Source organism: Telluria sp. ZT3P25, from assembly GCF_059685895.1.
Genome location: NZ_JCASIJ010000001.1, coordinates 2,129,363 through 2,156,198, shown reverse-complemented (window position 1 = coordinate 2,156,198; position 26,836 = coordinate 2,129,363). Strand labels below are relative to the sequence as shown.

At 63.8% G+C, this 26,836-nt stretch carries 19 protein-coding genes; 8 read left to right on the top strand and 11 right to left on the bottom strand.

The window, feature by feature from the left end; genetic code table 11:
* Positions 1-13: 13 nt before the first annotated feature.
* The 5 genes from AC56LY_RS09645 to AC56LY_RS09625 form a co-directional block, all read right to left on the bottom strand.
* Positions 14-1,423, bottom strand: a complete 1,410-nt coding sequence (locus AC56LY_RS09645) for a DUF4832 domain-containing protein (protein ID WP_499578709.1) — start codon at positions 1,421-1,423, stop codon at positions 14-16.
* Positions 1,420-4,119, bottom strand: a complete 2,700-nt coding sequence (locus AC56LY_RS09640) for an alpha-galactosidase (protein ID WP_499578708.1) — start codon at positions 4,117-4,119, stop codon at positions 1,420-1,422. Before AC56LY_RS09640 ends, AC56LY_RS09645 begins: the two co-directional genes overlap by 4 nt.
* Positions 4,116-5,213 (bottom strand): amidohydrolase family protein, encoded by a 1,098-nt coding sequence (locus AC56LY_RS09635; protein ID WP_499578707.1) that lies wholly within the window; start codon positions 5,211-5,213, stop codon positions 4,116-4,118. The genes AC56LY_RS09640 and AC56LY_RS09635 overlap by 4 nt, the downstream gene beginning before the upstream one ends.
* Before the next feature lie 101 nt (positions 5,214-5,314).
* Positions 5,315-8,158, bottom strand: coding sequence for a TonB-dependent receptor (locus AC56LY_RS09630; RefSeq protein ID WP_499578705.1), 2,844 nt, complete (start codon positions 8,156-8,158; stop codon positions 5,315-5,317).
* 589 nt (positions 8,159-8,747) lie between these two features.
* Positions 8,748-9,296 (bottom strand): cysteine hydrolase family protein, encoded by a 549-nt coding sequence (locus AC56LY_RS09625; protein WP_499578703.1) that lies wholly within the window; start codon positions 9,294-9,296, stop codon positions 8,748-8,750.
* 138 nt (positions 9,297-9,434) lie between these two features.
* Here AC56LY_RS09625 and AC56LY_RS09620 point away from each other — a divergent pair, with 138 nt between their 5' ends.
* A complete protein-coding gene (locus tag AC56LY_RS09620; RefSeq protein WP_499582004.1) occupies positions 9,435-10,433 on the top strand; it encodes a GlxA family transcriptional regulator in 999 nt (332 codons plus the stop codon).
* A gap of 372 nt (positions 10,434-10,805) precedes the next feature.
* Positions 10,806-13,004, top strand: a complete 2,199-nt coding sequence (locus AC56LY_RS09615; RefSeq protein ID WP_499578701.1) for an OsmC domain/YcaO domain-containing protein — start codon at positions 10,806-10,808, stop codon at positions 13,002-13,004.
* Between the two features lie 488 nt (positions 13,005-13,492).
* On the opposite strand, the gene AC56LY_RS09610 is transcribed toward AC56LY_RS09615, so the two are convergent.
* The 5 genes from AC56LY_RS09610 to AC56LY_RS09590 form a co-directional block, all read right to left on the bottom strand.
* Positions 13,493-14,197, bottom strand: a complete 705-nt coding sequence (locus tag AC56LY_RS09610) for a phospholipase D family protein (RefSeq protein ID WP_499578699.1) — start codon at positions 14,195-14,197, stop codon at positions 13,493-13,495.
* Between the two features lie 24 nt (positions 14,198-14,221).
* Positions 14,222-14,656: an Imm44 family immunity protein gene (locus AC56LY_RS09605; RefSeq protein ID WP_499578697.1), complete on the bottom strand. Its 435-nt coding sequence runs from the start codon at positions 14,654-14,656 to the stop codon at positions 14,222-14,224.
* A 206-nt stretch (positions 14,657-14,862) separates the two neighbouring features.
* Complete coding sequence (locus AC56LY_RS09600; protein ID WP_499578695.1) at positions 14,863-15,324, bottom strand: RDD family protein; 462 nt, start codon at positions 15,322-15,324, stop codon at positions 14,863-14,865.
* Positions 15,325-15,497: 173 nt separating this feature from the next.
* Positions 15,498-16,313 (bottom strand): ethanolamine ammonia-lyase subunit EutC, encoded by an 816-nt coding sequence (gene eutC, locus AC56LY_RS09595; RefSeq protein ID WP_499578693.1) that lies wholly within the window; start codon positions 16,311-16,313, stop codon positions 15,498-15,500.
* 10 nt (positions 16,314-16,323) lie between these two features.
* On the bottom strand, positions 16,324-17,715 hold the full coding sequence (locus tag AC56LY_RS09590) for an ethanolamine ammonia-lyase subunit EutB (protein WP_499578691.1): 1,392 nt from the start codon (positions 17,713-17,715) through the stop codon (positions 16,324-16,326).
* A 196-nt stretch (positions 17,716-17,911) separates the two neighbouring features.
* Here AC56LY_RS09590 and AC56LY_RS09585 point away from each other — a divergent pair, with 196 nt between their 5' ends.
* Both AC56LY_RS09585 and AC56LY_RS09580 read left to right on the top strand, forming a co-directional pair.
* Complete coding sequence (locus AC56LY_RS09585; protein WP_499578689.1) at positions 17,912-19,297, top strand: TonB C-terminal domain-containing protein; 1,386 nt, start codon at positions 17,912-17,914, stop codon at positions 19,295-19,297.
* 90 nt (positions 19,298-19,387) lie between these two features.
* The gene (locus AC56LY_RS09580; protein ID WP_499578687.1) at positions 19,388-19,711 is read left to right on the top strand and encodes an H-NS histone family protein; all 324 of its coding nucleotides are present in this window, start codon (positions 19,388-19,390) and stop codon (positions 19,709-19,711) included.
* Between the two features lie 18 nt (positions 19,712-19,729).
* On the opposite strand, the gene AC56LY_RS09575 is transcribed toward AC56LY_RS09580, so the two are convergent.
* On the bottom strand, positions 19,730-20,392 hold the full coding sequence (locus tag AC56LY_RS09575; RefSeq protein ID WP_499578685.1) for a hypothetical protein: 663 nt from the start codon (positions 20,390-20,392) through the stop codon (positions 19,730-19,732).
* 254 nt (positions 20,393-20,646) lie between these two features.
* Between AC56LY_RS09575 and AC56LY_RS09570 the strand changes: the two genes are divergently transcribed.
* From AC56LY_RS09570 to AC56LY_RS09555, 4 genes are all read left to right on the top strand, one after another.
* Positions 20,647-23,457, top strand: coding sequence for a TonB-dependent receptor (locus AC56LY_RS09570; RefSeq protein WP_499578683.1), 2,811 nt, complete (start codon positions 20,647-20,649; stop codon positions 23,455-23,457).
* Positions 23,458-23,541: 84 nt separating this feature from the next.
* Entirely contained in the window at positions 23,542-24,651 is a 1,110-nt protein-coding gene (locus AC56LY_RS09565) for an esterase-like activity of phytase family protein (RefSeq protein ID WP_499578680.1), read from the top strand.
* 110 nt (positions 24,652-24,761) lie between these two features.
* A complete protein-coding gene (locus AC56LY_RS09560; protein WP_499578677.1) occupies positions 24,762-25,382 on the top strand; it encodes a thermostable hemolysin in 621 nt (206 codons plus the stop codon).
* The gene (locus tag AC56LY_RS09555) at positions 25,363-26,829 is read left to right on the top strand and encodes an AMP-binding protein (RefSeq protein WP_499578675.1); all 1,467 of its coding nucleotides are present in this window, start codon (positions 25,363-25,365) and stop codon (positions 26,827-26,829) included. Before AC56LY_RS09560 ends, AC56LY_RS09555 begins: the two co-directional genes overlap by 20 nt.
* The last annotated feature ends 7 nt before the right edge of the window (positions 26,830-26,836 follow it).

Sequence of the window (26,836 nt, the reverse complement as noted above, 5' to 3'; positions counted from 1 at the left end):
GCGTGGCAGCACGTCAGAGAATGTTCAGCCTCGTCCCGGTACGAAACGCGCCCAGCGATGCATCCCATCCCTGCGCTTTTGCGGCATCATCGGCATTGGCAGGCCGCACGCTGTAGCGCACATCGCCGGCCAGGGACGCTGCGCCATCCGGCAAGGCCAGCAGCATGTCGTAGTTGCCGGTGGGCGTACCGACCGGGATCGCAATCCGTGCGGTTGCGGTGCTGGTCTGTCCTGGCAACCAGGCGCGCGGGTCGATCGACGCCAGGGCCAGCCGCACGACCCGGCCAGTGGCGCGGTGCCGGATCAGCATCTGCACACTACGTGGGTTGAAGGCCCGCGCCCAGCCGCTGTTGCGCATGGCCAGCGTTAGCTCGCCCGACTGGCCAGCCACGATCTGCGAGCTGTGCCGCAACGTCGACAACTCGAACCGGTAGCCCATGCTGCGCTTGACCTGCGCCATGCAACCCTGCGCCTGCCAGCGCTGGTGAAACAGGTCGCGGTAATAGCTGTCGTTCAGGTACGTCAGACCGAAGCGCCGCCCTTCGCGCAGGATGTCCTCGCAGCTCGTGCGTGGCGTCGGGTTGATTGCATCGGCAGGGTTGCAGGTCTCGGCGCCGAATGGCGCGGTAATCGACAGCGCCGCCACGTAGGCGCGCTCGCGCTGCCGGATCGCCGCATTCTCACTGTAGGTACCGACATCCGTGTTCGAGGCCAGGAAGCAGTCGTTGTGCACGCCGATGCGTGCCGCGGCCGAACCGTCGCGCCAGCGCGGCGCCTGCGGCGCCCACGCCATCAAGTAAGGCGGATAGCGCACTTGCAGGAAGCGGTCGGGCGGCAGGGCGGCCAGCAGCGCGTCGCGGATCTGCATGCGCCGCGCCGGCAGGGTCAGGTCGTGTGACGAGGTATGCCATTCGCCCCAGGCCCCGACAAAGCCAGCCTGCAGATACGCGATGACATCCGCATTGGCCGCCAGGACCGGCTTGAGCTGCCCGATATGTTCCAGCACGCGTTCGAGCGGTGCATCCTGCGCCGCCCGGTAAGCCGTTTCGCCTGCCGGGAAGTTGTACATGAAACGCGGGATGACTTTCAGGCCCGCGCGGCGTGCGACCGCAAAACCTTCGGTCAATTCACGCAGCAGCGTCGCGGGCAGTGCGTGGCCGGCATGCGCGTCCAGCCGCACCGGCGCGTAGACGATCCGGTAGCCGGCCGCAAACTGCGCATCGGCTTGCGCCGGCGTCCACGCCGCCAGGTTGTCGGCCGCCCAGACATACATGCCGCGCTCGGGGTTGGCGATCTCGTCGGCCGACGCCTGGAACGTTGTCTCGACGAGGCTGCCTGATGGACGGTCGGTCGACTGCCCGGCGTGGGCGTGCGCCGACAATATGACCAGTAGCACCAAAGGACGCAGGCGCTGCAGCATCATGCGTCGATCAGCAGCCGGCCGAACGCGCCTGGCACGTGGAAGTCGGGCGCCGTGGTGCGGGTCGGACTCCACGCCGAATGCACGCGGTTGTCACCGGCAGCTTCAGGGCCTTCGATGCGAAACAGGTTCAGGCGCCAGCCGTCTCCACCCTGCAGCGGTATGGCCAGCTCGGCTGTCCAGACCTTGTTGCCCGTATCGACGTGCGCCCTGGCACGGCTGCCGCCGTCGACACGCCGCTTGCCCGACACCTCGATCGCGATTTCCTGCAGTAGTCCGTTGGGCGCGACCTGCACCTCGCGATAGCTTTTCAGTCCGGCGCGCTCGGGCGCCTGCAGGAACACTTCGACGACGTCGCGCTCCCACAGCGGCCAGATGGCGCTCGCCGGGCCGGCCTGGTCGAAGGTGGTGAGCGTCTCGTACTTGCAGATGAAGCGCAGGTACAGGTGGCCCGCGCCCTGCAATAGCTGGACACGAGTCGATTGGGGGCCGGAAAGCGGCTTGCCTTGCCAGTCGTGGCGGAAGAACGTCGTGGGTGCATCGGCCCATTGCGATGCGTGGGGGAAGCCGTCCGCGCCCACGGCCTTGACGTTGCTGGCAAACGCAACGGGCAGCTGGTCGGGAAGGTCGGGCCGTGCTTCGATCAGCAGGCTGTGCGTGAAGCGCACGGGCAGCGTTGGCTTGTCGGCCGTCACCTTGCCCAATACGCTGCCGCTGAGCGAGTCCCGCACCGTCCAGGTGCCCGGGCCAAGGCCACGCAAGGCGACGACGCCATCCCAGCGATCGGCGTAGAACGCGTAGTGCAACGCGCCGGCCTGCTCCACGACGTGGGTTTCCGGCTTGTCGAACCCCAGGTCGTACAGCTCGCCCCGGTAACGGCCTTCGGCCAGGCGCCCCTTGTTGTAGAGGTTCACCCACTGTCGCCAGTGCGCCTCGCGCTCGGGTGTCAGCAGGAACGAGTCCTTGGGTTTCGGGTCCACCGGCCACGTGAACTTGGTGGCAACGACCGCGCCGATCCCGACACTGGAAGCGAAGTCCTGTCCGCCCGTGCTCAGTTCCACGTGGTCGCCCGCGTAGGCGGACCACGGGCCCATCAGCGCCTTGAGCGTCTTGCCCTTGTGGCGCACCTGCCAGCTCGACAGCGGGTCGGACGATGGCGCCTGGTCCATGTACGGCATGTTGTGGAACGCGTAGCTGGTCCCGCACGGGCAGACCTCGAGTACCGCTTCCGGATTGGCCGCATGCACCACGTCGTGCATGACCTTGTAGAAGTCCGCGACCGCCTCGACCGATTCCTCGGGGCGCTTGTGCTGATGCTTGGGGTTGAAGCACGGCGCCACACCGTTGAGGTGCTGGCCATCGACCTTGAGGCCGTCGAAGCCCCAGTCCGCAATGATCATGCGCAGCGTCGCGGCCAGGCGCGTCTGCGTCTTTTCGTAGGCGGGGCACAGGTAGAAGCAGTTCCACCAGGTCACGTCCTGGGCCGCGCCGGTCTCGTCGAGCAGCAGCAGGTCGGTATGCTCGTGCAGCTCGTCGCTGCCGGGGGCCACGGCAAGCGGCGCGATCCAGAGCCGCGCCTTCATGCCGCGTGCGTGGATGTCGGCCACCAGCGCCTTCATGTCCTCGCCGCCGCGCGGGAACTTGGCAAGGTCAGGTGTCCAGTCGCCGGTCTTGACCTGCCAGCCGTCGTCGAGCACGGCCCACTTGAAGCCCAGTTCCTGCACCTTCGGCAGCGTGGCGCGCACATAGTCGAGCGAAAAATCGCGTTCGTAGCCCCACGCGCACCACTGCGCATCGTAGGCGCTTTGCGGCGGCTCGGGGGCGGCGAGGCCCTGCGCGGCCATCAGGCGGCGGTAGCGGTCCAGTGGCACGTAGAAGTCGCCACGGTGCACGGCCATGAACGTGGGGGGCGTGGCCAGCGTGGCGCCTGGCGCCAGCGTCTGCGGGACATCGCCGCGCAGCGAGATGTCGACCGCATTGCCGACCGCCTTGACGGGGACTGACACCAGCAGCGGCTGCAGCGCCAGGTGGCCAACGGCCAGGCCGGCGTCGCGGCGCCAGACATCGGCAACCGGCGTGCCGCCGCCGTAGTCCGACGCGTTCATGCCCAAAAAGTTGCCTTGCTCGAAACCACGCTTGACGGGCTGCACCCAGTCGCGCCGGTCGGCGTGGCTGGCGCCGGAATAGGTCCAGTAGCCGCCCGCGTGGCGCGGCGCGGCGGCCAGGCGGTGCGCGCCATTCACCCAGGCGTCGATCGTCAACGGCCTGGCGCCGTTATTCACGTAGCGCACGTCCAGCAAGGCCACGCCCGGATGCTCGTCGAGCAGCGTCACGGTGACGTGCTTCTCGATGCCTTCCGCAGAGCGGCCGACGAGGTGCAGCGCCTGCCCGGCCCCAAACGGCGTCGTGGCCGGGGCCGGCTCGGCCTTCTGCAGCGTGAAGCGGCCGAGCGGCTTGCCGCCGACGACCAGGTGCTCGCTGGTGTCAAAACCCGTCAGCGCGACGGGCTGCTTGCCCAGCAGGCTGACGACACGGCAACGCAGCTGCTCGTCGAACTGCAGCGAGACGGCGGCGTCCTGCACGCGCACGTGGCCCTTGCCGGTGACGGAGGCGGAGGCGGGCGCCGCCTGGGCCAGAGGGATCTGCGTGGCCAGCGGCGCCGCGCCGAGCCACCCGAGGAATGCACGGCGCGCGGTCATGGCCGGCCTTTCCAGGCGCCGGGGAAGGCGCGCTCGGCATTCGTACGGTAAATTTTGTCCACGACGTCGCGTGGCAGTGCGAGACCCTGGACGGGCTTGTCGAGATCGGCGACCTTGAACGACTCTGCCGTATTGAAGTAACGCCAGTGCATGCGCCACACGCCTTCGGCCTCGCGGCCCAGCGCGGCGCCATCCTGGCCAGGCTCTTGCGCCATGTCGCTGCCGTAAAGGATGCGGTCCTGGTACTTGATGAAGAAGTTGCGCACCTTTTCGCGATCGCGCTGGCTCTGGTACTGCAACTGGCCGATGCGCGCCGACGCGTCCACGACGGCGTTCGGGAACCGGTCGAGGAACGCCGCCAGTTCGTCCACATTGCGCTCCAGCGACGCGAGGTGCACGCCGACGAAATGCAGTGTCGGGTGCGCCGCCACCATGCGGTCGCGCGCGGCCATCTGCGCTTCCCAGCTTGGCATCTCGGGGTGCAGGTACATATGGTATTGCGGGTGGTTCTTGAAGTAGGTGCGGTCGTTGTTGACGGTCATGCGTTTTAACGGCAGCCAGCAGTTGTGCGGCTCGCCCTGGTGGCCCAGCAGCGGGATGCCCTGGCGGGCCAGGTCGTCGAACAGCGGCGCGAAACGCGCATCGTCGATCATCACCAGCTGTTGATCGGCGCCGCGCAGGCTCATGCCGATGTTCTTCCAGACCTTCACGCCCACGGCGCCGGCCTGCATCGATGCGGCGATGCGGTGGCGCGTGGCCGCGAGCCAGGCGGGTTGGGCAGAGCCGTCGACGGAGAAGCTCGCTGCCCATGCTACGTCCTGCGGGAATTGTTTTTTCAGTGCGATGGCGACGCGCTGCTGGTCATCGAGCGGCGGGAAATCGGGGTAGTCGACGTTGATCGACAGGATCTTGAAGTTCTGGCGCCGGGCCGCTTCCATGAACGCCGGCGCCGCATTATGCAGGTGCAGGTGCGCGTCGATCTTGGCAACGCTGGCGTAGTCCGCCATCGTGTAGCTGGATTCGTCCGCGGCGTACGCGGAGAAAGGGATGGCCCCGGCAAGCAGGACGGCAAGGGAAAAGACAGAAGTTTGCATCAGGATTCCAGTTCTCGGTGTTGCGGGCCGGTGAACTGCCAGACCGGCCCGCGCTGGCGATGGGCTTTGTGGCGCCACGTGTCATGGCGCCACGTCCTTCATCAGAATCGCAGGCTTGCGCCCAGGGTCACGGAGCGCCCGTACCGGTAATAACCGTTGGGCAGGCTGACGGTGCCATTGGTCAGCCGGGGCGCCTGCTCGGCATCGGTCAGGTTGTTGCCTTCAATGCTGATGCGCAGCGACTTGTTCACATCATAGGCGAGCTGGGCCGTGAGCCATGTCACCGAGTTGGTCACTTCGTTGAAGCCGGAACCGATCACGTTGGTGGCGGTAACGAACGAATCGGTGAAGTCGGCCGTCGTGCTCATGCTCCACGGACCCCGTTCGTACAGAATGCCGAGCGATGCGGTTGCTGGCGCGATGCCCTCGAGCGGGCGTTCGACGCCGGCGACCCAGCTGCTCGACAGATTGCGCGTGTATTGCGCGCGCACGCCGAAGCCGTTGTCGAACAGGTGCTGCAGGCCGATCTCCATGCCGCGCGCCTTGGCGCTGTCGCCGTTGATCGGCCGCTGCACATTGAACAGGCGCCCGCCGGGTGCACCGATGTCCTGACCGGCCAGGTAGAGATTGGTGATCTGGTTCTTGATGTTTTTCTGGTAGACAGCAAACGTCAGCGCCGAGCTCTTGGCGTAGTACCACTCCAGCGAGATGTCGGCCTGGTGCGCCGTGTACGGCTTGAGATCGGCATTGCCGCCGTAGATCTGCGTGAAGTCACCCCACGAAATGCTGGCGGTGGTGCTGGACGGCGCCAGCTTGTCGACGGACGGGCGCGCCATCGTCTTGGCGGCACCGACCCGCAACTGCAGCTTGTCGGTCAGCGAATAGGTGAAGTTACCCGACGGCAGGGCAAAGCTGTAGGTGGCATCCTGGCGGACGACCGACGGATCGGCGTAGATCGGCGTGAAGTTGAAGGCGCCGTTCTGCACGATGTCTTCGATCTTGGCGTCCCACGCCTGGGCACCCGTCTTGGTACGCACGAAGCGCACACCAACGTCAGCGAACCAGCGGTCACCGGCCAGGTCGGCCTGCACGAATGCGGTCGAGGTTTTTTCTTCGACGCGGTAGCTTTCCAGCGGGTTGAACGCTGGCGCTGACAGGGTCGAGCTGTAGACGCCGCCGCCTGGCCGTGGCTTGCCGTCCAGGCCCGCCAGCGCCTGCGCATAGCGGTCGACGTCAAAGCCCAGGAAGCTGCGCGGGAAGTTGCCGCTCACGCCCGACAGAAAGCCTTTCGGGCTCAGGGTCTGGTTGATCACGTTGCCGCCCAGCGTGCCCACGTTGATCGCGTTTTCGCCGGCGTAGTGATCCTGGCCCGAGTTGAACGCATTGTTGATCATGTCGCGTGATTTCTTGCGGTTGGTCTGGCTCAGGCCGAACTTCAGGCTGTCGATGCTGTAGCGGTCCACCTTCCAGTCGGCATTGACGGTCGCGCCGCCGATGCGGTCGTCGATATTGTCGCCCGCCCGGCTATAAAAGTGGGTGTTGCAATCGTTGCCGCTGAACAGGCCCTGGGCCAGGCCGCTTTGCAGGTCGCGGCCATCGGCCAGCGTGGTCGTCACATCGGGCACGGCGGCGCCGGTGAGCCGGATGCGCGTGGTATTCGGTTGGTTCATGCGCAGCACGACGTAGCTGTCCTTGCCGCCGGAATCGCGCTTCGAGGTGGACAGATAGACGTCGCCGGCCACGTTCAGGTTCGGGGAAATCCGCCATTCGGCCCGGGTGCCGTACATCGCGGTATCGACGACCCGGTATTCGGTCCGGTTCAGCACTTCGGGATTCAGGCGCAGCTCGGGATCGCTGCTGTTCAAGGTCAGGTCCGTCACGACATTGTTGCTGACCTTGACGTCAGACCAGCGGCCCGGCGCGTACAGCGGATAGTACGACAGCTGGTAGCCTACCTGCGGCGAATCGAGCCGCGTCTTGAAGCCGTCGAAGATGACCTTGACGTCGCTGCTCGGCCGCCACTCCACCTTGCCCGAGAGTGCAATGCGCTCTTTTTTCTCCATGATGGAGCCGAAGCGGAACTGGCCCGGCCCAATCAGGCCTTCTTCGTTGGGGTCAAGTACGCCGTTGCCGTTCGGGTCGATGGCGCCGCCCCAGGTATTGCCGAATTCCCAGAACTGGCTCGGATCGCTCGGGATCGGGTTGCGTGACCAGCCGCCGTCATTGCCGGCGGTGTCGGTGCGCACGTCGCGTTTGGCATAGACGAGGCCAAGCAGCACGCCGAGTTTGTTGTCGAAGGTGTTGCTGTAGGTGGCTGACAGTTTTTTGCCGTTCAGGCTGCTCATATCGTTGCGGTCAGCCTCGGCGCGCACCAGGCCACGCTGGCCTTTCTGGTCGAACGGGCTGGCCGAGCGCAGATTCACCAGGCCGCCAATGGCGCCTTCGACCAACTGTGCCTGGGTGGACTTGACGACGTCGGCGCCGCTGATCACGTCGGCCGGCAGCACGTCGAACGCGAAATAGCGGCCCGCGCTGTCGGTGCCCAGCAGGCGGCCGTTGAAGGTGGTGAGCGTGTAGTCCGGGCCCAGGCCGCGAATGCTGACCCGCTGGCCCTCACCGCCGGCCGTGCGGGAAATCGAGACGCCGGTGATATGGCTGAGCGAATCGGCCACGTTGTTGTCGGGGAAGCGCCCAAGTTCCGTCGCGCTGATACTGTCCTGTACGACCGCGGCGTTGCGTTTGAGTTCCAGCGACTGCTGCAGACTGGCACGGGTGCCCGTCACAACAACTTGCTCCAGCTTGCCGGTATCTGCCGCAATGGCATCCTGGGCGCGGGCCGATGTCGCGAGCGTGGCAAGCGCGAGCAGGGTGGCAGACGTCAGCGGATTGAGCACAAAGCGTCCATGACGATTGGCGCCCGAGCGGCACTGTGAAGGAGAATTCATTAAACGCTTCCTTGTATAAGTTGTTGGAGCAGCGTGGCGAATGCTGGCAAACGGAAAGGCTGTCTAGTTGCGATCACTGCCTCCACTAGCCGGGATACGGACCAGCTGGATGACCTGCTTCTTTCTTTCGTTTTATTTCGTATTGCTAAATTTCTCAACTTACAGGTTTCGGTTGGTCGATATCGAAAGCGTTCGACACTGCTCGAACTATCACTGTGACGCCAAGTCTATAGCGAAATTCGGTTGAATACAAAGCATCTTTCGTTTTTTCGAATTTCCGTTGTGTTCACGTATTTCTCGGAAATTCTTTCATTCGAAAGTAGGCTGTATCGAGGATTTTTGTTTGGTGAAGGTGCTGCGGCGCTGCGAGCGTCAATGGTCTTGACGTGTGGTGGTCGCGGCCATTGAGGGGGAGGGGCGTGAGCTGGTGACCGGGGCGTGTCGATTATCGCCGACGCTGCTGCGACGACGAGATGGGGGCAGGGGTGAAGCAAATGGGAATGAACCGTGGCAGAACGGGGCACCGGATAAGGGATGGGCACGCCAGCAGCCCATCCCTTGCCTGCGCCCGTCAGGGACCAGCGGCTTGTCAGCCCGCCAGGTAGTCGTCGGTAGACAGTAGCGACGCATACGCATAGGCCAGTGCCGACATGAACGCGGCGTGCACCTGCGCGGCTGGCACGGTCGTGCCACCGAACTCCAGGTCGTGCGTGGCGCATGCATCGTGCACGACCGTCGTCTTGTACCCGAAATCAGACGCCGCACGGGTCGTCGCATCGATGCACATATGGCTCATGGCGCCGATGACCGTCACTGCCTCGACGCCGTCGTCGTCGAGCAGTTCTTTGAGATTGGTCTTCAGGAAGGCATTCGGAAAATTCTTGACGACGACCTGTTCGCCATTCTTTGGCACCACGGTGTCGTGAATCTGGACGGCGGCCGTTCCCGGTGTGAAGACCGGCGCGTCCGGGTCGGCGGACTCGTGCCGGATATGGATGATCAGGTCGCCCCTGGTCCGGGCATCTGCGATCACGCGGGCCGCATTGGCCAATGCAGCATGGATGCCGGTCAGGGCCAGCTTTCCGGTAGGCAGATACTCATTCTGGAGGTCGACGACGACGACAGCACGTTTGTTCATGGTGGTGTTCCTTTCATGGAGGTCAGGCGCCCGACGAAGATGTCATTTGACCTGTCGGGCAAGCCGGTGCACCGAGTATCCTTGAGATGGCGACGATCGAACATTGGCCCGAAGGCTAACTTTCGATACAATCGGGCCATGTGTCCAATTAGCCCCGTCGCCAGCCGCCGTAATGTCGCCGTGATTGCCTTCGAGGGGATCACGCCCTTTCATCTGTCGGTGCCTTGCCTCGTGTTCGGCAGCCACGTGGCCGGCTTTGATACGATGGCGTTCGACATCACGGTCTGCGCGCCGCGGGCTGGCCCGATGGCGACGTCGGCCGGATTCTCGATCGAGACCACCGCCGATCTGACGGCAGTCGACGAGGCCGACATCATCGTCATGCCTTCCTGGCACGCAGACGGCCGCAGTGCGCCGGACAATCTGCTCGACAGCCTGCGCCGCGGACATGCGCGTGGGGCCATCATTGTCGGCTTGTGCCTGGGCGCTTTCCCACTGGCCCAGGCCGGCCTGCTGGATGGGCGAACCGTGGCGACGCACTGGGCATCGGCCGAGCTGCTAGCAAAGCGCTATCCACGAGTGAACGTGGACCAGCACGTGCTGTACGTGGACGACGGCGACATACTGAGCTCGGCCGGTGTTGCTGCCGGCCTCGATTGCTGCCTGCATCTGTTGCGGCGGCTCTGTGGCGCCGAGGTCGCCAATCGGGTCGCCAAGCATATCCTGATCGCGCCGCACCGCGACGGCGGGCAGGCACAGTTCATCGAGCGGCCGGTGCCCGACGACGCAGCGGCCGGTCGCTTCGCCCAGTTGCTTGACTGGGTAGGGGCACACCTGCACGAGGAGCACAGCATCGACATGCTGGCCGAACGTGCTGCGATGAGCCGGCGCAATTTCACACGCCATTTCCGCCTTGCGACCGGCACCTCCGTCAAGCAGTGGTTACAGAACCAGAGGTTGATCCATGCCCAGCGACTTCTCGAAACAGGGGAGGCGTCGATCGAGCAGGTCGCGCACGCGTCAGGGTTCGGCACGGCGCTGTCGCTCCGGCAGCACTTCAAGGCAGTCTTGCGCACATCACCGTCCGATTACCGCAAGCGCTTTCGGGTCGGTGCTGTTGATCGCGCTGAGATCTGATACCTGACCATGGCAACGGCCAGTAAAGATGGTCTGCATATGAAGAAGAAAGGGGCAACCTGCCGGTGCTAAATGTAACTAACCAACGTGTAATTCTGCGAAATTCCAACCCCGGCGTTAGCGATGACGGTCATTTTGCCTGCAGACGAAACTACCGCCAGATCACGTCATTTCCTACAACGTGATCGGAGAGAGTGATGGCGCCGACCATCGACTATCTGGCGCCGCAATAATGCTAAAATGGCGCGCTGCGTGCGTGCGTGGCGCCGGCGATTGGCAGTTCACGTGCGAGTGTCTGAATAATAATAAAGCCCTGTTTTTACAGGGCTTTATGTTTTTGAACGATTTTGAGCGTTACTGAGGAAATCTGCGATGGAAATTAAGGTCAACTTTCTCGACAAACTTCGCCTCGAGGCGAAGTTCGATGACTTCACGGTCATTGCCGACCAACCCATTCGCTACAAGGGCGACGGATCGGCCCCGGGTCCGTTCGATTACTTCCTGGCCTCGTCGGCCCTGTGCGCGGCGTACTTCGTCAAGCTGTACTGCGATACGCGCAACATCCCGACCGAAAACATCCGCCTGTCGCAGAATAATATCGTCGACCCGGAAAACCGCTATCAGCAGATTTTCAAGATCCAGGTCGAGCTGCCTGCCGATATTTCGGACAAGGACCGCCAGGGCATCCTGCGCTCGATCGACCGTTGCACGGTCAAGAAGGTAGTGCAGGCGGGCCCTGAGTTCGTCATCGAAGAAGTCGAGAATCTCGACGCCGATGCGCAGGCGCTTCTGACGCTGCAGCCATCGACCGACTCGCGCACTTACATCACCGGCAAGGACCTGCCGCTCGAGCAGACCATCGCCAATATGTCCGGCATGCTGGCTGACTGGGGCATCAAGATCGAGATCGCGTCGTGGCGCAATATCGTGCCGAACGTGTGGTCGCTGCATATCCGCGATGCACATTCGCCGATGTGCTTCACCAACGGCAAGGGCGCGACCAAGGAAAGCGCACTGGCCTCGGCACTGGGCGAATATATCGAGCGCCTCAATTGCAATCACTTCTACGCCGGCGCGTTCTGGGGCGAAGACATCGCCAATGCGCCGTTTGTCCATTATCCGAACGAGCGCTGGTTCAAGCCAGGTCCGAACGACGCGTTGCCAGCGGAGATACTCGATGCCTACAGCCTCGAGATCTATAACCCGGACGACGAATTACGTGGCTCGCATCTGATCGACACCAATTCCGGCAATGCAGCGCGCGGCATCTGCGCGCTGCCGTACGTGCGCCAGTCGGACAATGAGGTCGTCTACTTCCCGACCAATCTGATCGAGAATCTGTACGTCAGCAATGGCATGAGCGCCGGTAACACGCTGGCCGAAGCGCAGGTGCAGTGCCTGTCCGAGATTTTCGAACGCGCCGTCAAGCGCGAGATCCTGGAAGGCGAATTGTCGCTGCCGGACGTGCCGCAAGAAGTGCTGGCGAAATACCCGGGTATCCTGGCCGGCATCGCAGCGCTGGAAGAGCAGGGTTTCCCGGTGCTGGTGAAAGACGCGTCGATGGGCGGCACGTACCCCGTCATGTGCGTGACGCTGATGAACCGCAAGACGGGCGGCGTGTTTGCCTCGTTTGGCGCGCACCCGAGTTTCGAGGTGGCGCTGGAGCGCAGCCTGACCGAACTCCTGCAAGGCCGCAGTTTCGAAGGTTTGAACGATTTGCCGCAGCCGACCTTTGCCAGCAATGCCGTCACCGAGCCGAACAACTTCGTCGAACACTTCATCGATTCGAGCGGCATCGTGTCGTGGCGCTTCTTCAGCGACAAGGCCGATTTCGATTTCGTGGAATGGGATTTTTCGAGCCAGGGCGAGCACGCCAATGCCGAAGAAGCAGCGACGCTACTGGCGATCCTGGCCGATATGGGCAAGGAAGTCTATACGGCCGTGTACGACCAGCTTGGCGCGACCGCGTGCCGCATTCTGGTGCCGGGTTACTCCGAAATCTATCCGGTCGAAGACCTGATCTGGGATAACACGAACAAGTCGCTGCTGTTTCGCAGCGATATCCTGAACCTCCATCGCCTGGACGACGACAGCCTCGAAGCGCTGATCGATCGGCTTGAAAACAGTGAGCTCGACGAGTACTCGGATATCGCCACGCTGATCGGCATCGAGTTTGACGAGAATACCGAGTGGGGCCAGCTGACCGTGCTCGAACTCAAGCTGCTGATTCACCTGGCGCTTGGCCAGCTCGAGGATGCGCATGAACTGGTCGGTGCGTTCTTGCAGTACAACGACAACACCGTCGAACGTCGCCTGTTCTATCAAGCGATGAATGTGGTGCTGGAAGTTTCGCTCGATGACGATCTGGAACTGGACGATTATGTCGTCAATTTCCGCCGCATGTATGGCGACGAGCGCATGGACGCGGTGCTTGGCTCGGTCGATGGCAGCGTGCGCTTCCATGGGTTGACGCCGACCAGCATGGCGTTGGAGGGACTCGATCGCCATCATCGCTTAATTGACAGCTACAAGAAACTGCATGCAGCGCGGGCGAGGGCAGCAGCACGCTGATCTGGTGACAGGTTGGCTCTAGTCGCAGTCTGCAACAAGTGTGATTTGCGGAAAATAGACGCCACCCGAGGTAATGCGGTTCCGGCCCACGCTTAGCTGATTTTGCGAATAGCGGCAACTAGCCCACGGGAATATCGACATAGCTGCAACCGACATCGCCTCTGGCATGGCAACTGAAGTTATGCCGCCGGCAGAGCGAGGGATTGGGATCGCGACCGGCTGCATCCGACCCTAATTATCCGGGTCGTAGCCCAAGTGCCAATTCTTTACGCACTTGGGCTAGTGACTCTGGATGTCCCATTTCTGCTTCGAACATGCCTACACAGCTCCAGTAACCTCCGCCGCAATCAGTTGACAGCGGATTTTCTGGGTTGTCGAGTTCACGTTCACAGATCTGGCAGTGCGTTAATTTCACGCGGTTCATCACGACTAAATTTGTTAGAGATCCGCTTTTAGCCGATCTCGGATGTTCGCGCACACTGATTTTTCTAGCTTAGTTGAACGTCGATCGGCCAGAGGAAGTAAGGACCAAACCGGGACTTTGCGACGTACTCGATGCCGGCCTGTTCACCCTTAGTCGTAAGATTGTACTTGTTGTCGTCCATTGCTTCGATGTATCCGGCAATGGCCGCGCGCTCGAGCACCTGCGCTGTCTTCAGGCCAAGTTTCTGTCCAAGCTTGGACGTTGTGAGCTTGCCAGCCTCCACCCCATCTTCGTCCGAGGCTGCAACTTCCGGCGCGTTCGATACCCTTTCCAACGAGATGCGCACCTCATCGCTGATACGGATGATGCGCTGCGCTTCTTCGTAGGCATCCTTATAAAGCTGGGTGTCCTCCGAACGTCGTACGAGAATCCCCATTTCATTATTGTTGACCTGGCTGAACTCATACAGGTTCAGGCTGGTGATGATGCACAGCTCTTCACTCAAGTAACATTTGGCATGGAGGTTTTTGCAGAAGCTCGTTCGCACATAAGCCAGGCTGCGCAGCCACTCGATCTCCGCGGGCTGCAACTCGCTTTTGCCGTACACAATCCGCACATCGATCTTGAGGCGGTCCTTGTCGACTAATAGCTCCTTGATTCGGTCGTTGAGCTTCAGGAATGGGCTAATCAAAATAACGCGATCTTTCGCGTCCTTGATAAGCTCCTCAAGAAAATAATTGGTCCCGCTCGTATTCAAGAATTTTGCCATGTGAATCCTTTCTAACGTCCTCGCCTAGAAGCCAGTGGCGCGTTCCAGGCAAAGCGAATCGAATCGCGAGGAACGTTCCCCAGTAAGCTGCTCTGTTAAAAGATTATCGAGGTCCTGGAGGAAGTGTTGGGACTCAAAGTCCTTTATCCTCCGCTTTTCCAGCACTGTTCGAACCTGATTCATAATTTGTTCATAGAGTGTATTTCGGCGTTCATTGTGCTTCGCTTTTATGAAGAAAGAGAGTTCCAGCATTACATCGATGTAAAGTGTTCTTGTTGAGGTCAAAAATCTCACGCGGTGTTTATATTCATGGACTGGGTCGCGGCAAATGGCCACAAGCACTAGTCGGGATAAGCCGGGCCCGTAATTGGCATCGATTAGCTCGTTAAAGTCTACAACCCGCATCACATGGTCGAGCTTTGATTCCCAGTTCATGTCGGCAATCAAATTTACGTTCATCGTAGAGTTCTGGGCAATGAAGGGATTGTGGCTTTTTTGCCGAACTCGGCCGTTTGGGTCACCTTAGCAGGTTGTCGTGCTGAAAAAGTCACAGACTGTTTCGACAGGCAGTTGTCGACCCGCAGCGAAAGTCAAGGATTCTGAAAAGCGGCCATTCAAATTGCAGCAAAGCTGCGCTACCAGGCGGCATCGGCTTGAGCGAAATATCAGGTTGCGCTGCGCGAACGCACTACCTGCGTCCGGCTGAACGAGTCGTGCCACCAGCTTTCACCTAGTGAAAAGGACATCGGCTCAAAAGGAAGGAAGCGACACAACGTGCGTACGAATGCCGTGGGTATGGAAAGCGCTAGTCCTTTATCGGTCACAACGCGCGTGCCGGTTAGAAATTTTCCAAGTGTCCTGCCAGAAATCACCTCAAAGGACACGTAGTAAATAACGTAAAAAGCGATACAAATACCCCACCACTTGATGCCATCCAGCGCTTCAAGAGCAGATATCCCGTAGGCCATGCCGTAGACGATCTGCACAGCAAGCAACCCTATCCATATAGCGATTTGATCGGCCACGAAGGTCCAAAAGCGGCGGGTGGCAGAAGCTATCTCTCCCGAGACCCGCTCCCGCTGCACAGGCGCAGTACCGGCCGGATTTGGGTTTTGTTCGACGGACAATTAAACTCTCCTAAGCAAGCGAATATTGAATTTCATTGAGTAAAGCAATGTGCCCTGTTGGCCGAGAGCGGAAATTCATCCCGGCTAGTTTAACTCAGCAGGAAACGGTCGTCTGCGCCATTCTGGATCAGCAGTCCCAGTAGTTTCCGGAACGTCGCATCCATGTCGGAAAGTCACAGCAGGAATGCCGGCCCGCCGCCGCTCAGCAGCGCGCCATCCTGCGTCGTCTCGTCCTTGAGTGCCACGCCGCTCAACTGCCGTAGTCGCGCCTGTTCGAGCAGATAATGCAGCCTGGCGGCGGCCTGGGCATAACCCAGCCCCGCCGGTCTGACGTTCGAGATGCAGTTACGGCGCTCGTCCGTCAGGCCGACGCGTGGTGCCCAAGTCATGTAGATGCCCATGCTGTCCGGTGCGCTCAGGCCCGGGCGTTCACCAATCAGCACAATGACGATCTTCGCCCCCAGCAATTCACCGACTTCATCACCCACGGCGACGCGGCCTTGCTGGACGATCGCCAGCGGCGCCAGCGTCCACGCTTCGGCGGCCAGCTGCAGATGCAGCGCTGCGAGGAAGGGCGCGGCATTCTGCGCGATCGAGTGCGAGGACAAACCATCCGCCACGACGATGGCCAGGTCGCAGCGGCGGTTGCCATCGTCACTATTGTTCAGAAGTGCGCGTGATGGCGCATCGAGCCGCCGCCCCAGATCCGGCCGCTGCAGATAGACGTTGCGATTCGCAGCCGCGCTGTGCAGCAGGAGGGCCGGGGCGGCGTGAGGCCACGCTGCCTGCAGTGCAGGCATGAGCGCGTCAGTGTCGAGAGGGAGATGCACGGCGTCGCGCGCTCGTGCATGCGCGAGCTGAAAGTCGAGCTGCGCGCCTGTCGGCTGGCTGATGCCGGCGGCGCCCAGCGCGATGCGGGCATCCGTGAATTTGCGCAAGGCCTGCCACGGTGCGGCGCCGGCAATGGAGTCGTCGGTCGAATCGGACATAAACGCAACCTCAGGATGACTGCAGCAGTGCGTGCTGGAATGCCTGCGGGACGGTCCGCCCCAATTCGGCCTGACCGGCGCCCTTGAAAATACCCAGCGCGCGCAACCACGCGTCGAACTCGGGCGCCGGCTGCAGGCCGAGCACGCGGCGCGCATACAGGGCGTCATGGAACGACGTCGTCTGATAATTGAGCATGATGTCGTCCCCGCCCGGAATGCCCATCACGAAGGTGCAGCCGGCCGTGCCCAGCATCGTCAGCAGCACGTCCATGTCGTCCTGGTCGGCTTCGGCGTGGTTGGTATAGCAGACGTCGCAGCCCATCGGCAGGCCGAGCAGCTTGGCGCAGAAGTGGTCTTCCAGGCCGGCGCGGATGATCTGCTTGCCGTCGTACAGGTATTCCGGCCCCATGAAGCCCACCACGGTGTTGACCAGCAGCGGCTCGAACGCGCGCGCCACGGCGTACGCGCGGGCTTCGCAGGTTTGCTGATCGACGCCGTGGTTGGCATTGGCCGACAGCGCGCTGCCCTGACCGGTCTCGAAATACATGACGTTGTTGCCGACCGTGCCGCGGCCCAGCGACAGGGCAGCGGCGCGGGCTTCGGCGAGCAGCGCCAGATCGATGCCGAAGCTGGCGTTGGCCGCCTGCGTGCCGGCGACCGACTGGAACACCAGATCGACCGGCGCGCCGCGCCCGATTGCCTCGATCGTATTGGTCACGTGCGTCAGCACGCAAGATTGGGTAGGAATCTCGTAGCGGCCGATGATCTCGTCCAGCATCGTGACAAGCCTGACGACCTGCGCGACATTGTCGGTGGCCGGATTGATGCCGATGACCGCATCGCCGCTGCCGTACATCAGGCCATCGAACAGGCTGGCCGCGATGCCGGACAGGTCGTCGAGCGGATGGTTCGGCTGCAGGCGCGTCGACAGCGTGCCGGCCAGGCCGATCGTGTTGCGAAAGCGCGTGATCACGCGGCACTTGCGCGCTACCAGCACCAGATCCTGGATGCGCATGATCTTCGATACCGCCGCCGCCATCTCGGGCGTGATGCCAGGGGCGACGCGCGCCAGCATGGCCCCGTCGACAGCGTCGCCCAGCAGCCACTCCCGGAAACTGCCCACGGTCAGGTGGCGGATCGGCGCGAATGCTGCGGCGTCATGGCTGTCAATGATCAGGCGCGTGACTTCATCGGTTTCGTACGGCACGACGGCGTCATTCAGAAAGGTGCTCAAGGGCAGGTCGGCCAGCGCCATCTGCGCGGCAACGCGCTCTTCGGCGCTGCCGGCGGCGATACCGGCCAGATGGTCGCCCGAGCGCGCGGGCGTGGCCTTGGCCAGCAGGTCGCGCAGATCGGCGAACAGGTAAGTCCTGGCGCCGACGAGGTGGGAAATCTGTGGCATGGACGGCGGTCCTTTGCTGTTGGTGGTCGATGCCGGGCGACTGCTCTGCACGACGGTGGCGTTACCGACGATAGTGCCACAGGTCGCCCGTGTTCAGCACGCATGGCGACGGCGTCAGCGGTGTGATAGCATCGCCGCTGATCTTGCACCATTGGCAACTTGCCACCATCACGCCGACCCCGACCGACCTGACAATGTGAGAACCCCTTCCGACACGCGTACCTTTTCCTGGCGAATGCGCCTGGCACTGCTGCTATCCCTGGCGATCCACGCTCTGCTGCTGAGCATTCCACTCGAGGGCGACGTGTTCGGGCTTCCAGGATTGCGCATGCCGTGGGAAGAACGGCGCCTGGCAGCGACGGAACTGAATGTCAGGCTGGCGCGGGCGCCAGCACCAGCGCCGGTACCGACAACACCGCCACCCGTACCCGACATGGCAGTACCAGCACCAGCACCAGCGCCGGTCGTCATGCGCCAGCCGACGCCGCCCGTTGCACCGGCACCGAGTGCGCCTGCGCCCGCAGTGCAGCCAGCACCGGTTGCCAAGACCCAGCCAGCGCCGACGCCGCACAACGACGACGCAGCCGGTGCACGCATCATCGCGCTCGATGACGACAAACGGGACACGGCAATCGCACAAGAGCGTGTGCGCCAGCAGGTTGTCCAGCGCGAGACTGCCCGTGCCGCTGCGGCAGCCGCGGCGGAACAGCAGCGGCTAGCCGAGCTGACGGCACAGGCACAGGCACAGGCGAAAGTAAACGAGCAAGCCGCCCGCGAAGCGCTGGCCAGTGCCGAAGCAGCGCAACGCGACGCCGAACGTGCCGATGCACAGCGCCTGGAAGAAGCGAACCGCAATGCGGCGGCCCAGCGTGAGCTTGCCCGCGCGGAAACCGCCCGGCAGGAACAGGCCAAACGTGACGCAGCGCGCCAGGAGCAGGCACGGCTTGAGGCCACGCGCGCCGAAGCGGCCCGGCAGGAGCAAGCGAGACTGGCGCAACAGGAAGCAGCCCGCCAGGACGTGCTCAGGCAGGAAGCATCCCGCCAGGAAGCAGCCCGCCAGGAAGCAGCCCGCCAGGACGCGCTCAGGCAGGAAGCCGCTCGCCTGGCCCAGTTGCCGCAAGCGCCAGCGGCGCCCGTGCAAACGGCGCAGGAAGCACAGCGTGAAGAACGCCTGCGCGCGATCGGCCGGCAACTGACCCAGGAAGCCGCGCAGCGTGATGCCGCCGGTGGACAGCGCCGCGGCTGGCTGATGGGCCGCGCCGATGCCAACGCCGATCTTGTGGCGTACGCCGAAGCCATGGGCCGCAAGATCGAGCTGAACATGAGCCTGGAGGCGGTGCGCGATGTCGTCAGGCAGCCGCACCGGCAGCCGCTCGTGACCGTTGCCGTGCGCAGCGACGGTTCAGTGGAGCGGGTGACGTTCGTGACGTCGAGTGGCGTGCCTGCGGTCGACGAGGCGATCCGCCAGATCATTGCCAGTCACGCGCCGTATGGACCGTTCCCGCCCGCGCTGGCGCGTCAGTACGATGTGGTCGAGATTCGCCGGACGTGGCTGTTCGATGTGGCGGTTCGTCTCCAGTAGTAACGAAGAAACACCATCCGATCGGGTCGCCAACAGGCTGCCCGGCGTGTTAGGGTGCTGTTTTCACTCACCTCAAAGCACCAGGCAACCATGCAAGACCTTTCCAAATACTCGTTGGCCAAACTTCGCGCACTTGAAGCCGAGGTCAACGATGCACTCAAAACCCATCATTACCTCAGCATCAGCAAGGCACGCGAACAGATCCTCCACATCGCCCGCAATGCTGGCTTGACCGAGAAACAGGTGCTGGCGATCAAAGCGCCAGCAGCAGCAAAACCAGGCACCCCCACCGCCGGCTACACGAACCCCGACGATCCTGCCCAGCAGTGGAGCGGTCGTGGCCGTCAACCGGCCTGGGTCAAGGCATGGCTCGCCGCCGGCAAGTCGCTCGAGGACGCCAAGACGTCGGCTTGATCCGCGCTACGGTCATCGTCAATCGCGCGCACTACGCCATTCCTGGGGATTGGCAGGCTGCTCGTGTTCATGCCCGCAGTTCGTGATTCTCTGCTTGCCGAATTTTTCGATCATGTCGATGCTCGTTGCCGGAGAGCGCTCGGTGATGCAATAGATGCCGCCAGCTGTGACAACGCGCGTGCGTCGCGCGCCGTCGCCGCCGTCATTGACGAGTTCAACGATCTTGGGCGCTTCGTACCAGCGGCCCGGTGCGACTGCCGCCGCCTCGGCAAACCCGCGGGCCATGCGGATCTGCGGGCTGTCCGGTGGCGCGACGATATACGCCTTGCTGCTCTTGCGCAGCGTGCGCTCGATGGCGCCCGCTTCGCGCAGGGCTTGCTCGACGCTGAGTCGCGCGCCCCCTTCAACAGGCGTCACGCCAGGACCAACGGCTGGCACAGCGACGTCCGGCTCGGCGGTTGGCTGTTCGATGCCCGACGCTACCGCTTGGTTAGTCCGGGTGGCTGGTGCAGCGACCGTTGCGCGCCTGCGTTCCGCGGGAACGCGGACATCGCGTGTGGCAGGCTGCGGCCTGCTGTCAGGCACCTGGACCCACTGGGTAAAGACCGCCTGTCGCTCGTCGCCGGGCGCTGGCTGGCGGCTTGCCTGCCATGCGGCCAGCAAGGCAGCGTGCAGCAGCATGGCCACGCCGATGCCCAGGACGCGATTCTCGGAAGATGACAACGATAGCGGACGTAAGTACATATTCGCCAAGTATAGTCAGCACCGTGCGTTACTTATTCGCACATTCTCACATTTCACGGACGAGTCAATCCGAGGGAAAATTTTTCTGGTGTACTTATGTCAACTGGATGGCATCATGCTGCGTTATGAAGACACATTTCAGGCGCCGCCGGTCGTGGTGCGGCTGAACCATGCAGACTCCAGGAGAACGAATGAGCCGTTTGAACCTCACGCCGGTATGTGCCGCCATCATGCTGCTGTCCTCGTATGGCGCCCCAGCCTTCGCGCAGGCCGTCACCGACTCGCCGGCCCCGGCACCCCAGGCGTCGGCCCCCCAGGCACCCGAAGCAGCTGCTGATGCAGCCCAGGCGGCGCCGGCAGCCCCGGCCGCCCCAACCGTCATCAAGGTCACGGGCCTGCGCCAGAGCCTGCGCACGGCCGAAGACATCAAGCGCGATGCAGCGCAGGTGGTCGATGCGATCAACGCCGACGACATCGGCAAGTTCCCCGACCGCCATGCGGGCGACGCGCTGCAGCGCGTGGCGGGCGTGCAGGTCGGGCGCGATCGCGGCGAGACCAGCAACGTCACCATCCGCGGCTTGCCCGACGTCGCCACGACCCTGGACGGCAACGAGATATTCACTGCCGCCGGGCGCCGCCTGGCGTACCAGGATTTGCCGGTGCAGTCGATCGGCGGCATGGAAGTCTACAAATCGGCCACCGCCAACCAGTTCGAAGGCGGCATTGCCGGCGCCGTGAATATCCGCCTGCGCGCGCCGTTCGACGCCAAGGGCTTCGTGGCCACCGGCTACGTCGAAGACCGCGTCAACCAGATCAACGGTAGCGGCAACACGGCTGACAAGCACAGCCCGGGCGGTGGCTTTTTGGTCAGCAACCGCTGGGACACCGACTTCGGCGAGATGGGCGCGCTGTTCGACGTTGCGGTCAATCGCGACAACTGGGCTTATCCGGTGCAGTACAACGACCGGCCATCGAACGTATTCTCGGTGCGCCCCGACGGCAGCGCCACGCGTCTGGGCGAATCGGCGCCATTTGCACCGCTCGCCCCTGGCGAGGTGCTGGGCCAGTTGCCGCATATCGGCGGCACCTATAACCAGGGCGCGCGCGAACGCCAGAGCGTGCACGGGGCCTTCCAGTGGAAGATCAATCCGCGCACGACGGCCACCGCGCAATACCTGGGCATGGGCTACCAGGGTCGCAACGCTGTCAACTATGCGTTCTCGAATGTCGGTTCGGCCCCGCGCCTGAGCGGCGTGACGTTGGGTCAGCAGTCCAATGGCTGCGCTACGTCGCTGGGCGTCATCTGCCCGATCCTGTCAGCGACTGCGCCAGCCGCGCAATTCGGCGGCGCCAACGACTGGGAGCCATACACCGCCACCAGCACCTGGGGCCAGAACGAACGCACCGCCACGCACTACCTGAACCTGGGCCTGAAGTACCTCGAGGGCCCGCTGTCGGTCGAGTCGCAGGTGGGCTATACGCGCTCGAAATTCGTCAACGACACGCTGATCGTCGACCAGCAGGCGCCTGGCGTCAGTGCCAATGTGTACGCGTTTGGCGCCGACGGCCATGGTGGCTTCAATGCGATCACGAAGGGCGGCAACGCCAGCGTGCTGCAAGACCCGAATGCCTATGTGCTGCGCGGGATGGTGCAGAACTGGAACGAACAGGCCGGCACCCAGCTGCAGTGGCGCTCCGACGCCGTCTACCGGATGCCGGGCGACGGCGCCTTCAAGGCGCTGCTGGGCGGCGTGCGGCTGTCGTCGCGCAAGGCGAGCTACCACGGCGCCGAAGGCCACGCCGATTTTACGGGTGCGCGGCCAACGCCGATCGGCGCCTTCGGCCCGGCGTTCCAGCAACTGGTGCCGGGGCTGGATCGCCTGGGCGGCGCCTGGAGCGCCGCGTCGGCTGACTTCCTGATTGACCGGGCCGATGCCGTGCGCAATGGCTATGGGCTGGCGAGTGGGCGCATTGCCGAAGACCCGGCGCGCGCATTCGACCAGCAGGAAAAAAACGTCACGCTGTATGCGGCGGGGCGTTGGGACCACGAGATCGCCGGCGTGGGCATCAAGAGCGAAGCCGGCGTGCGGGTCGTGCGCGTGAACCGCGACCTGCGCGGCCAGAGCCGCATTGGCGACGTGATCACCGACATCGACCAGTCGACGTCGGAAACCAATGTGCTGCCAAGCGCCACGGCCACGATCGGCTGGCGCGAGAACCTGCAGTCGCACCTGTCGGTCGGCAAGACGATCACCCGGCCCGAATTCGGTGCGCTCAATCCGTCGCTGTCCTTGATTGCGCCGACGGTCAACGTGGCGGGCAGCGGCGGCGCGGGCAACCCGCTGCTGGAGCCGACCAAGTCGACCAATCTCGACGCCACGCTCGAGTACTACTTCAAGAAAAACGGCTACGCGCAGCTCGCGTTGTTCCACCGCGATATCGACGGCTATCAGCAAAGCTTTACGCAGGATGAAACGATCGACGGCCAGCTCTATCGCGTGACGCGCCCGCAAAATTCGGGCAAGGGCCGCCTGCGCGGCGCCGAATTCGGCATCCAGAAGTTCGCCGACTTCTTGTCGGGCGCCTGGAGCGGCCTGGGTGCGCAGTTCAATGCCACCTACATCGATGGCGACAACCAGTCACGCACGGCGTTCGACAGCGACCAGTTCACGACAACGGCGCTCACCGGCGTCTCGCGCCAGAGCTACAACTTTGCGCTGCTGTACGAAGGCAGCGGCTTCACCGGCCGCCTGGCCGCCACGCGCCGGGGCGATTATGTCGAGCAGATCGCAGAAGCGCCGTTCGGTCAGGACCGCGTGGTCAAGGCCGCGACCTTCGTCGACCTGAGCATCGGTTACGAGATCAACGACAACGTGTCGCTGCAGTTTGACGCCATCAACCTGACGCGCACGAAGTATGAAAGCTCGCTGGGCCAGTACCAGCCGCGCGATATCCGCTACAACCCGACGACGTATGGCGTGAGCCTGCGCTTCAGGATGTAAGGCAGGGCAGGCTGGCGGCAGGGCCGGCGCTTGAGGGATAATGGCCGTTTGCCGGCGGGTGCGCCGGAATTTTCGCAGACCGCCATGACCTTCATTCGCCGGCTTTTCGCCATTTCTGCTGCGCTGCTGCTCACTGCCTGCTGCACGCCTTCCGCCAACCTGCGCCTGATCGGCACCGCGCAACTGGCGAGTGACATGCGCATCGGCGAAACGCGCGTCGGCGGCTTGTCCGGCATCGATTACGACAGCGTGGCCAGGCAATGGCTCATCATCAGCGACGATCGGGGCGTGCATGGCCCGACGCGTTTCTATCGCGCCCGCATCGATTACGACGCGCAACGTGTCGCCGGGGTGCAGATCACCGGCATGCAGCCGCTGGTGCAGGCCGGCGGCGCGCCGTATGCGCGGCGCGGCGAGCCCGGGCAGGTTGCCGACCTGGAGACGCTGCGCATCGATCCGCTTGAGCGCAGTCTCTGGTTTGCCGGCGAAGGCGATCGCAACGCGCGCTCGCCGATGCTGCTGGCCCGCACCGGCATGGATGGCGCGCCTCTGGGCGCGCCGCCATTTCCCCCAACGCTGCAGATCCAGCCCGATGCGCAAGCCGGTGGGCGCAGCAATGCGGGCCCGGAAGGCTTGAGCTTCAGTGCCGATGGCCAGCACCTGTGGCTGGCGATGGAAGGCGCGCTGATCCAGGACGGCCAGGCGTCGGCGCCGGGCGAGGGCGCGTTCACGCGCTTGAGTCTGCTGGACCGGCAGGGCCGCATCCTGGCGCAGTACGCGTACCGGCTCGAGCCGGTGTTGCCGCCGGGCAGCCCGGGCGGTTACAGCGAAAACGGCATTGCGGAGATCCTGGCCGTCGGGCCGCGCCGCCTGCTGGTGATCGAGCGCGCCGGCCGCCAGACGGCGCAGGATTTCACGTTCGATGTGCGCGTGTACGACGTCGACCTGCAGGGCGCCACCGCGCTCAATCCCGACGTGCCGATTGCCGCTGGCGTGCGGCCGGCCGTCAAGCGCCAGTTGCTGGGCAATGCGCAGCTGCCGGCCGGGTGGTCCGACAATTACGAGGCGTTGGCGTGGGGGCCCAGGCTGGCCAATGGCCATCGTTCGCTGGTGATCGCCTCGGATAATAATTTCAGGGACGGGCCGTCGCGCTTTCTCGTCTTCGACGCTGGTGCCGATAGCGCCTGGCGTTAAGCACCGGCCACGGGCTGTCCCGCTGACCCTCCGCACTGCCGGCGTCGATTAATCTGGCCTTAATGTTACCCCCATAAGTTTCGCCATGGGAACAACAAAAGGAGTGACCAGTGTCGACCACCATGCCATGCGCGATCCGCGCCAGCGCCACGCCACCCGCCGCAGCCGGGGCCGGGCGCACTCTTGAACTCGTGGCGCCGGACCATCCGGAACGCGCATCGCTCGAAGCCTTCATCGCCGCCGAGTTTGCCCGCGTCTACGGCGCCACCCTGCAGCATTTCTGCCATACGCTCGCCGGCCGTCGCGACAGCGCCGGGCGCTGGGTGGCGGCGCTCGGTTATTCGCTGGCGGGCGAAGGCCGGCTGTTTCTCGAACATTATCTAAACGGCCCCGTCGAGACCGATATCGGCGAGCGCACCGGCCGGCCGGTCGCACGCGGCAGCATCGTCGAAGTGGGCAACCTGGCCAGTACCGATGCGGGCGCCGCGCGCGCGCTGATTGTGGCCATGACGCACCAGCTGCATTGCCAGGGCCTGGTCTGGGTCACGTTCACCGCCACGCGCGCGCTGCTCAATTCGTTCGCGCGGCTGCGGCTGGCGCCGTCGGTACTGGCAGACGCCGATCCGGCGCGTCTGGGACAGGCGCAGGGGGCATGGGGCAGCTATTACGCGACCCATCCGCAAGTCATGTTCGGCAATATTGGATTCGGTCATGATCAACTGGCGCGCTAATCTCCCTGCAAGCGGCGCCGTGCTGGAAGGCGCGCACGGCAGCTGGAGCGCCAGCGTGCTCATCGAGCGTGTCGATGTGCTGGCGCGGATGTTGCGCGCCACGTTCCGCCCCGGCGCTGCGCTGGCGATCCTGGCCGACAACGGTCCCGAATGGATTGCCATCGACCTTGCCGTGCACGAAGCCGGCATGACGCTGGTGCCGCTGCCGTCGTTCTTCACGCCGCCCCAGTGGCAACACGCGCTGACGCTGGCAGCGGTCGATGGCCTGTTCTGCGTCGATGCGGCGCTGGCCGGCGCGCTGGGCTACCCCACGGCGGTTGCCACGCCCGGCGCCTTGTCGCTGTATGCCGGCGCCAGGCTGCCGGCCAGCGTGCCGCCCGGCGTGCAGAAAGTGACGTTCACGTCCGGCACGACCGCGCAGCCAAAGGGCGTGTGCCTGGGTTCCAGCCAGCAGTGGGAACTGGCCCAGGTGCTGGCAGACGCGCTGGCCGGCCTGAACATCCGGCGCCATCTGAATCTGCTGCCGCTGTCGGTCCTGCTTGAAAATATCGCCGGCACCTACACGGCCTTGCTGTCGGGCGCGCTCAATATCAGCTTGCCGCTGGCCATGACCGGCCTGCGTGGCGCGGCGTCGTTCGACCCGGGCGTCTGTCTTGCCGCCATCGCCGCCACGCGCGCCGAAAGCGTGATCCTGTTGCCGCAGATGCTGCAGGCGCTGGTCGGCGCCGTACGGCCGAACGATCCGCGCCTGTCCAGCCTGAAGTTCATCGCGGTCGGCGGGGCCAGAACGCCCAAGGCGCTGCTCGAGGCGGCGCAGGCCATGGGATTTCCCGTCTACGAAGGCTATGGCCTGTCGGAGTGCGGCTCGGTCGTGTCGCTGAACCTGCCGGGGCAGGCGCGGATTGGCAGCGCCGGCAAGCCGCTGCCCAACCGCAGCGTGCGCATCGCGCCGGACGGCGAGATCGAAGTCGGCGGTGGCGTCATGGCCGGCTACCTGGGCCAGGCGCCGGCGGATCGGGCGCCAGGCCAGGAAACCTGGCTGGGCACCGGCGACATCGGCCATCTCGACGCCGACGGCTACCTGCACATCGACGGGCGCAAGAACAATGTGCTGGTCACCGCTTACGGGCGCAACGTCTCGCCCGAATGGCCCGAGTCGCTGCTGCTCGGCACCGGCGTACTGGCCCAGGCGATGGTGGTGGGCGATGCCCGCGCCTACCTTGCTGCAGCGGTCGTGCCGCTGCAGGCGGACGCGCCGGACGCCGTGATCGACGCTGCCGTGGCCCGGGCCAATGAGCAATTGCCCGACTACGCACGCATCGGCGCCTGGTTCCGCACCACACCGTTTTCCGAGGCCGACGGCACCGTCACCGCCAACGGCCGCTTGCGGCGCGATACGGCGCGCACGCGCTGCGCGGCGCACATCGAACAAATTTATCAGTCCTGAAGGAGCA

Excerpts from the sequence above, each read along its gene's own strand:
- AC56LY_RS09645 (WP_499578709.1), bottom strand. The coding sequence starts at position 1,423 with ATGATGCTGCAGCGCCTGCGTCCTTTGGTGCTACTGGTCATATTGTCG.
- AC56LY_RS09640 (WP_499578708.1), bottom strand. The coding sequence starts at position 4,119 with ATGACCGCGCGCCGTGCATTCCTCGGGTGGCTCGGCGCGGCGCCGCTG.
- AC56LY_RS09635 (WP_499578707.1), bottom strand. The coding sequence starts at position 5,213 with ATGCAAACTTCTGTCTTTTCCCTTGCCGTCCTGCTTGCCGGGGCCATC.
- AC56LY_RS09630 (WP_499578705.1), bottom strand. The coding sequence starts at position 8,158 with ATGAATTCTCCTTCACAGTGCCGCTCGGGCGCCAATCGTCATGGACGC.
- AC56LY_RS09625 (WP_499578703.1), bottom strand. The coding sequence starts at position 9,296 with ATGAACAAACGTGCTGTCGTCGTCGTCGACCTCCAGAATGAGTATCTG.
- AC56LY_RS09620 (WP_499582004.1), top strand. The coding sequence starts at position 9,435 with ATGTGTCCAATTAGCCCCGTCGCCAGCCGCCGTAATGTCGCCGTGATT.
- AC56LY_RS09615 (WP_499578701.1), top strand. The coding sequence starts at position 10,806 with ATGGAAATTAAGGTCAACTTTCTCGACAAACTTCGCCTCGAGGCGAAG.
- AC56LY_RS09610 (WP_499578699.1), bottom strand. The coding sequence starts at position 14,197 with ATGGCAAAATTCTTGAATACGAGCGGGACCAATTATTTTCTTGAGGAG.
- AC56LY_RS09605 (WP_499578697.1), bottom strand. The coding sequence starts at position 14,656 with ATGAACGTAAATTTGATTGCCGACATGAACTGGGAATCAAAGCTCGAC.
- eutC (WP_499578693.1), bottom strand. The coding sequence starts at position 16,313 with ATGTCCGATTCGACCGACGACTCCATTGCCGGCGCCGCACCGTGGCAG.
- AC56LY_RS09590 (WP_499578691.1), bottom strand. The coding sequence starts at position 17,715 with ATGCCACAGATTTCCCACCTCGTCGGCGCCAGGACTTACCTGTTCGCC.
- AC56LY_RS09580 (WP_499578687.1), top strand. The coding sequence starts at position 19,388 with ATGCAAGACCTTTCCAAATACTCGTTGGCCAAACTTCGCGCACTTGAA.
- AC56LY_RS09575 (WP_499578685.1), bottom strand. The coding sequence starts at position 20,392 with ATGCTGCTGCACGCTGCCTTGCTGGCCGCATGGCAGGCAAGCCGCCAG.
- AC56LY_RS09570 (WP_499578683.1), top strand. The coding sequence starts at position 20,647 with ATGAGCCGTTTGAACCTCACGCCGGTATGTGCCGCCATCATGCTGCTG.
- AC56LY_RS09565 (WP_499578680.1), top strand. The coding sequence starts at position 23,542 with ATGACCTTCATTCGCCGGCTTTTCGCCATTTCTGCTGCGCTGCTGCTC.
- AC56LY_RS09555 (WP_499578675.1), top strand. The coding sequence starts at position 25,363 with ATGATCAACTGGCGCGCTAATCTCCCTGCAAGCGGCGCCGTGCTGGAA.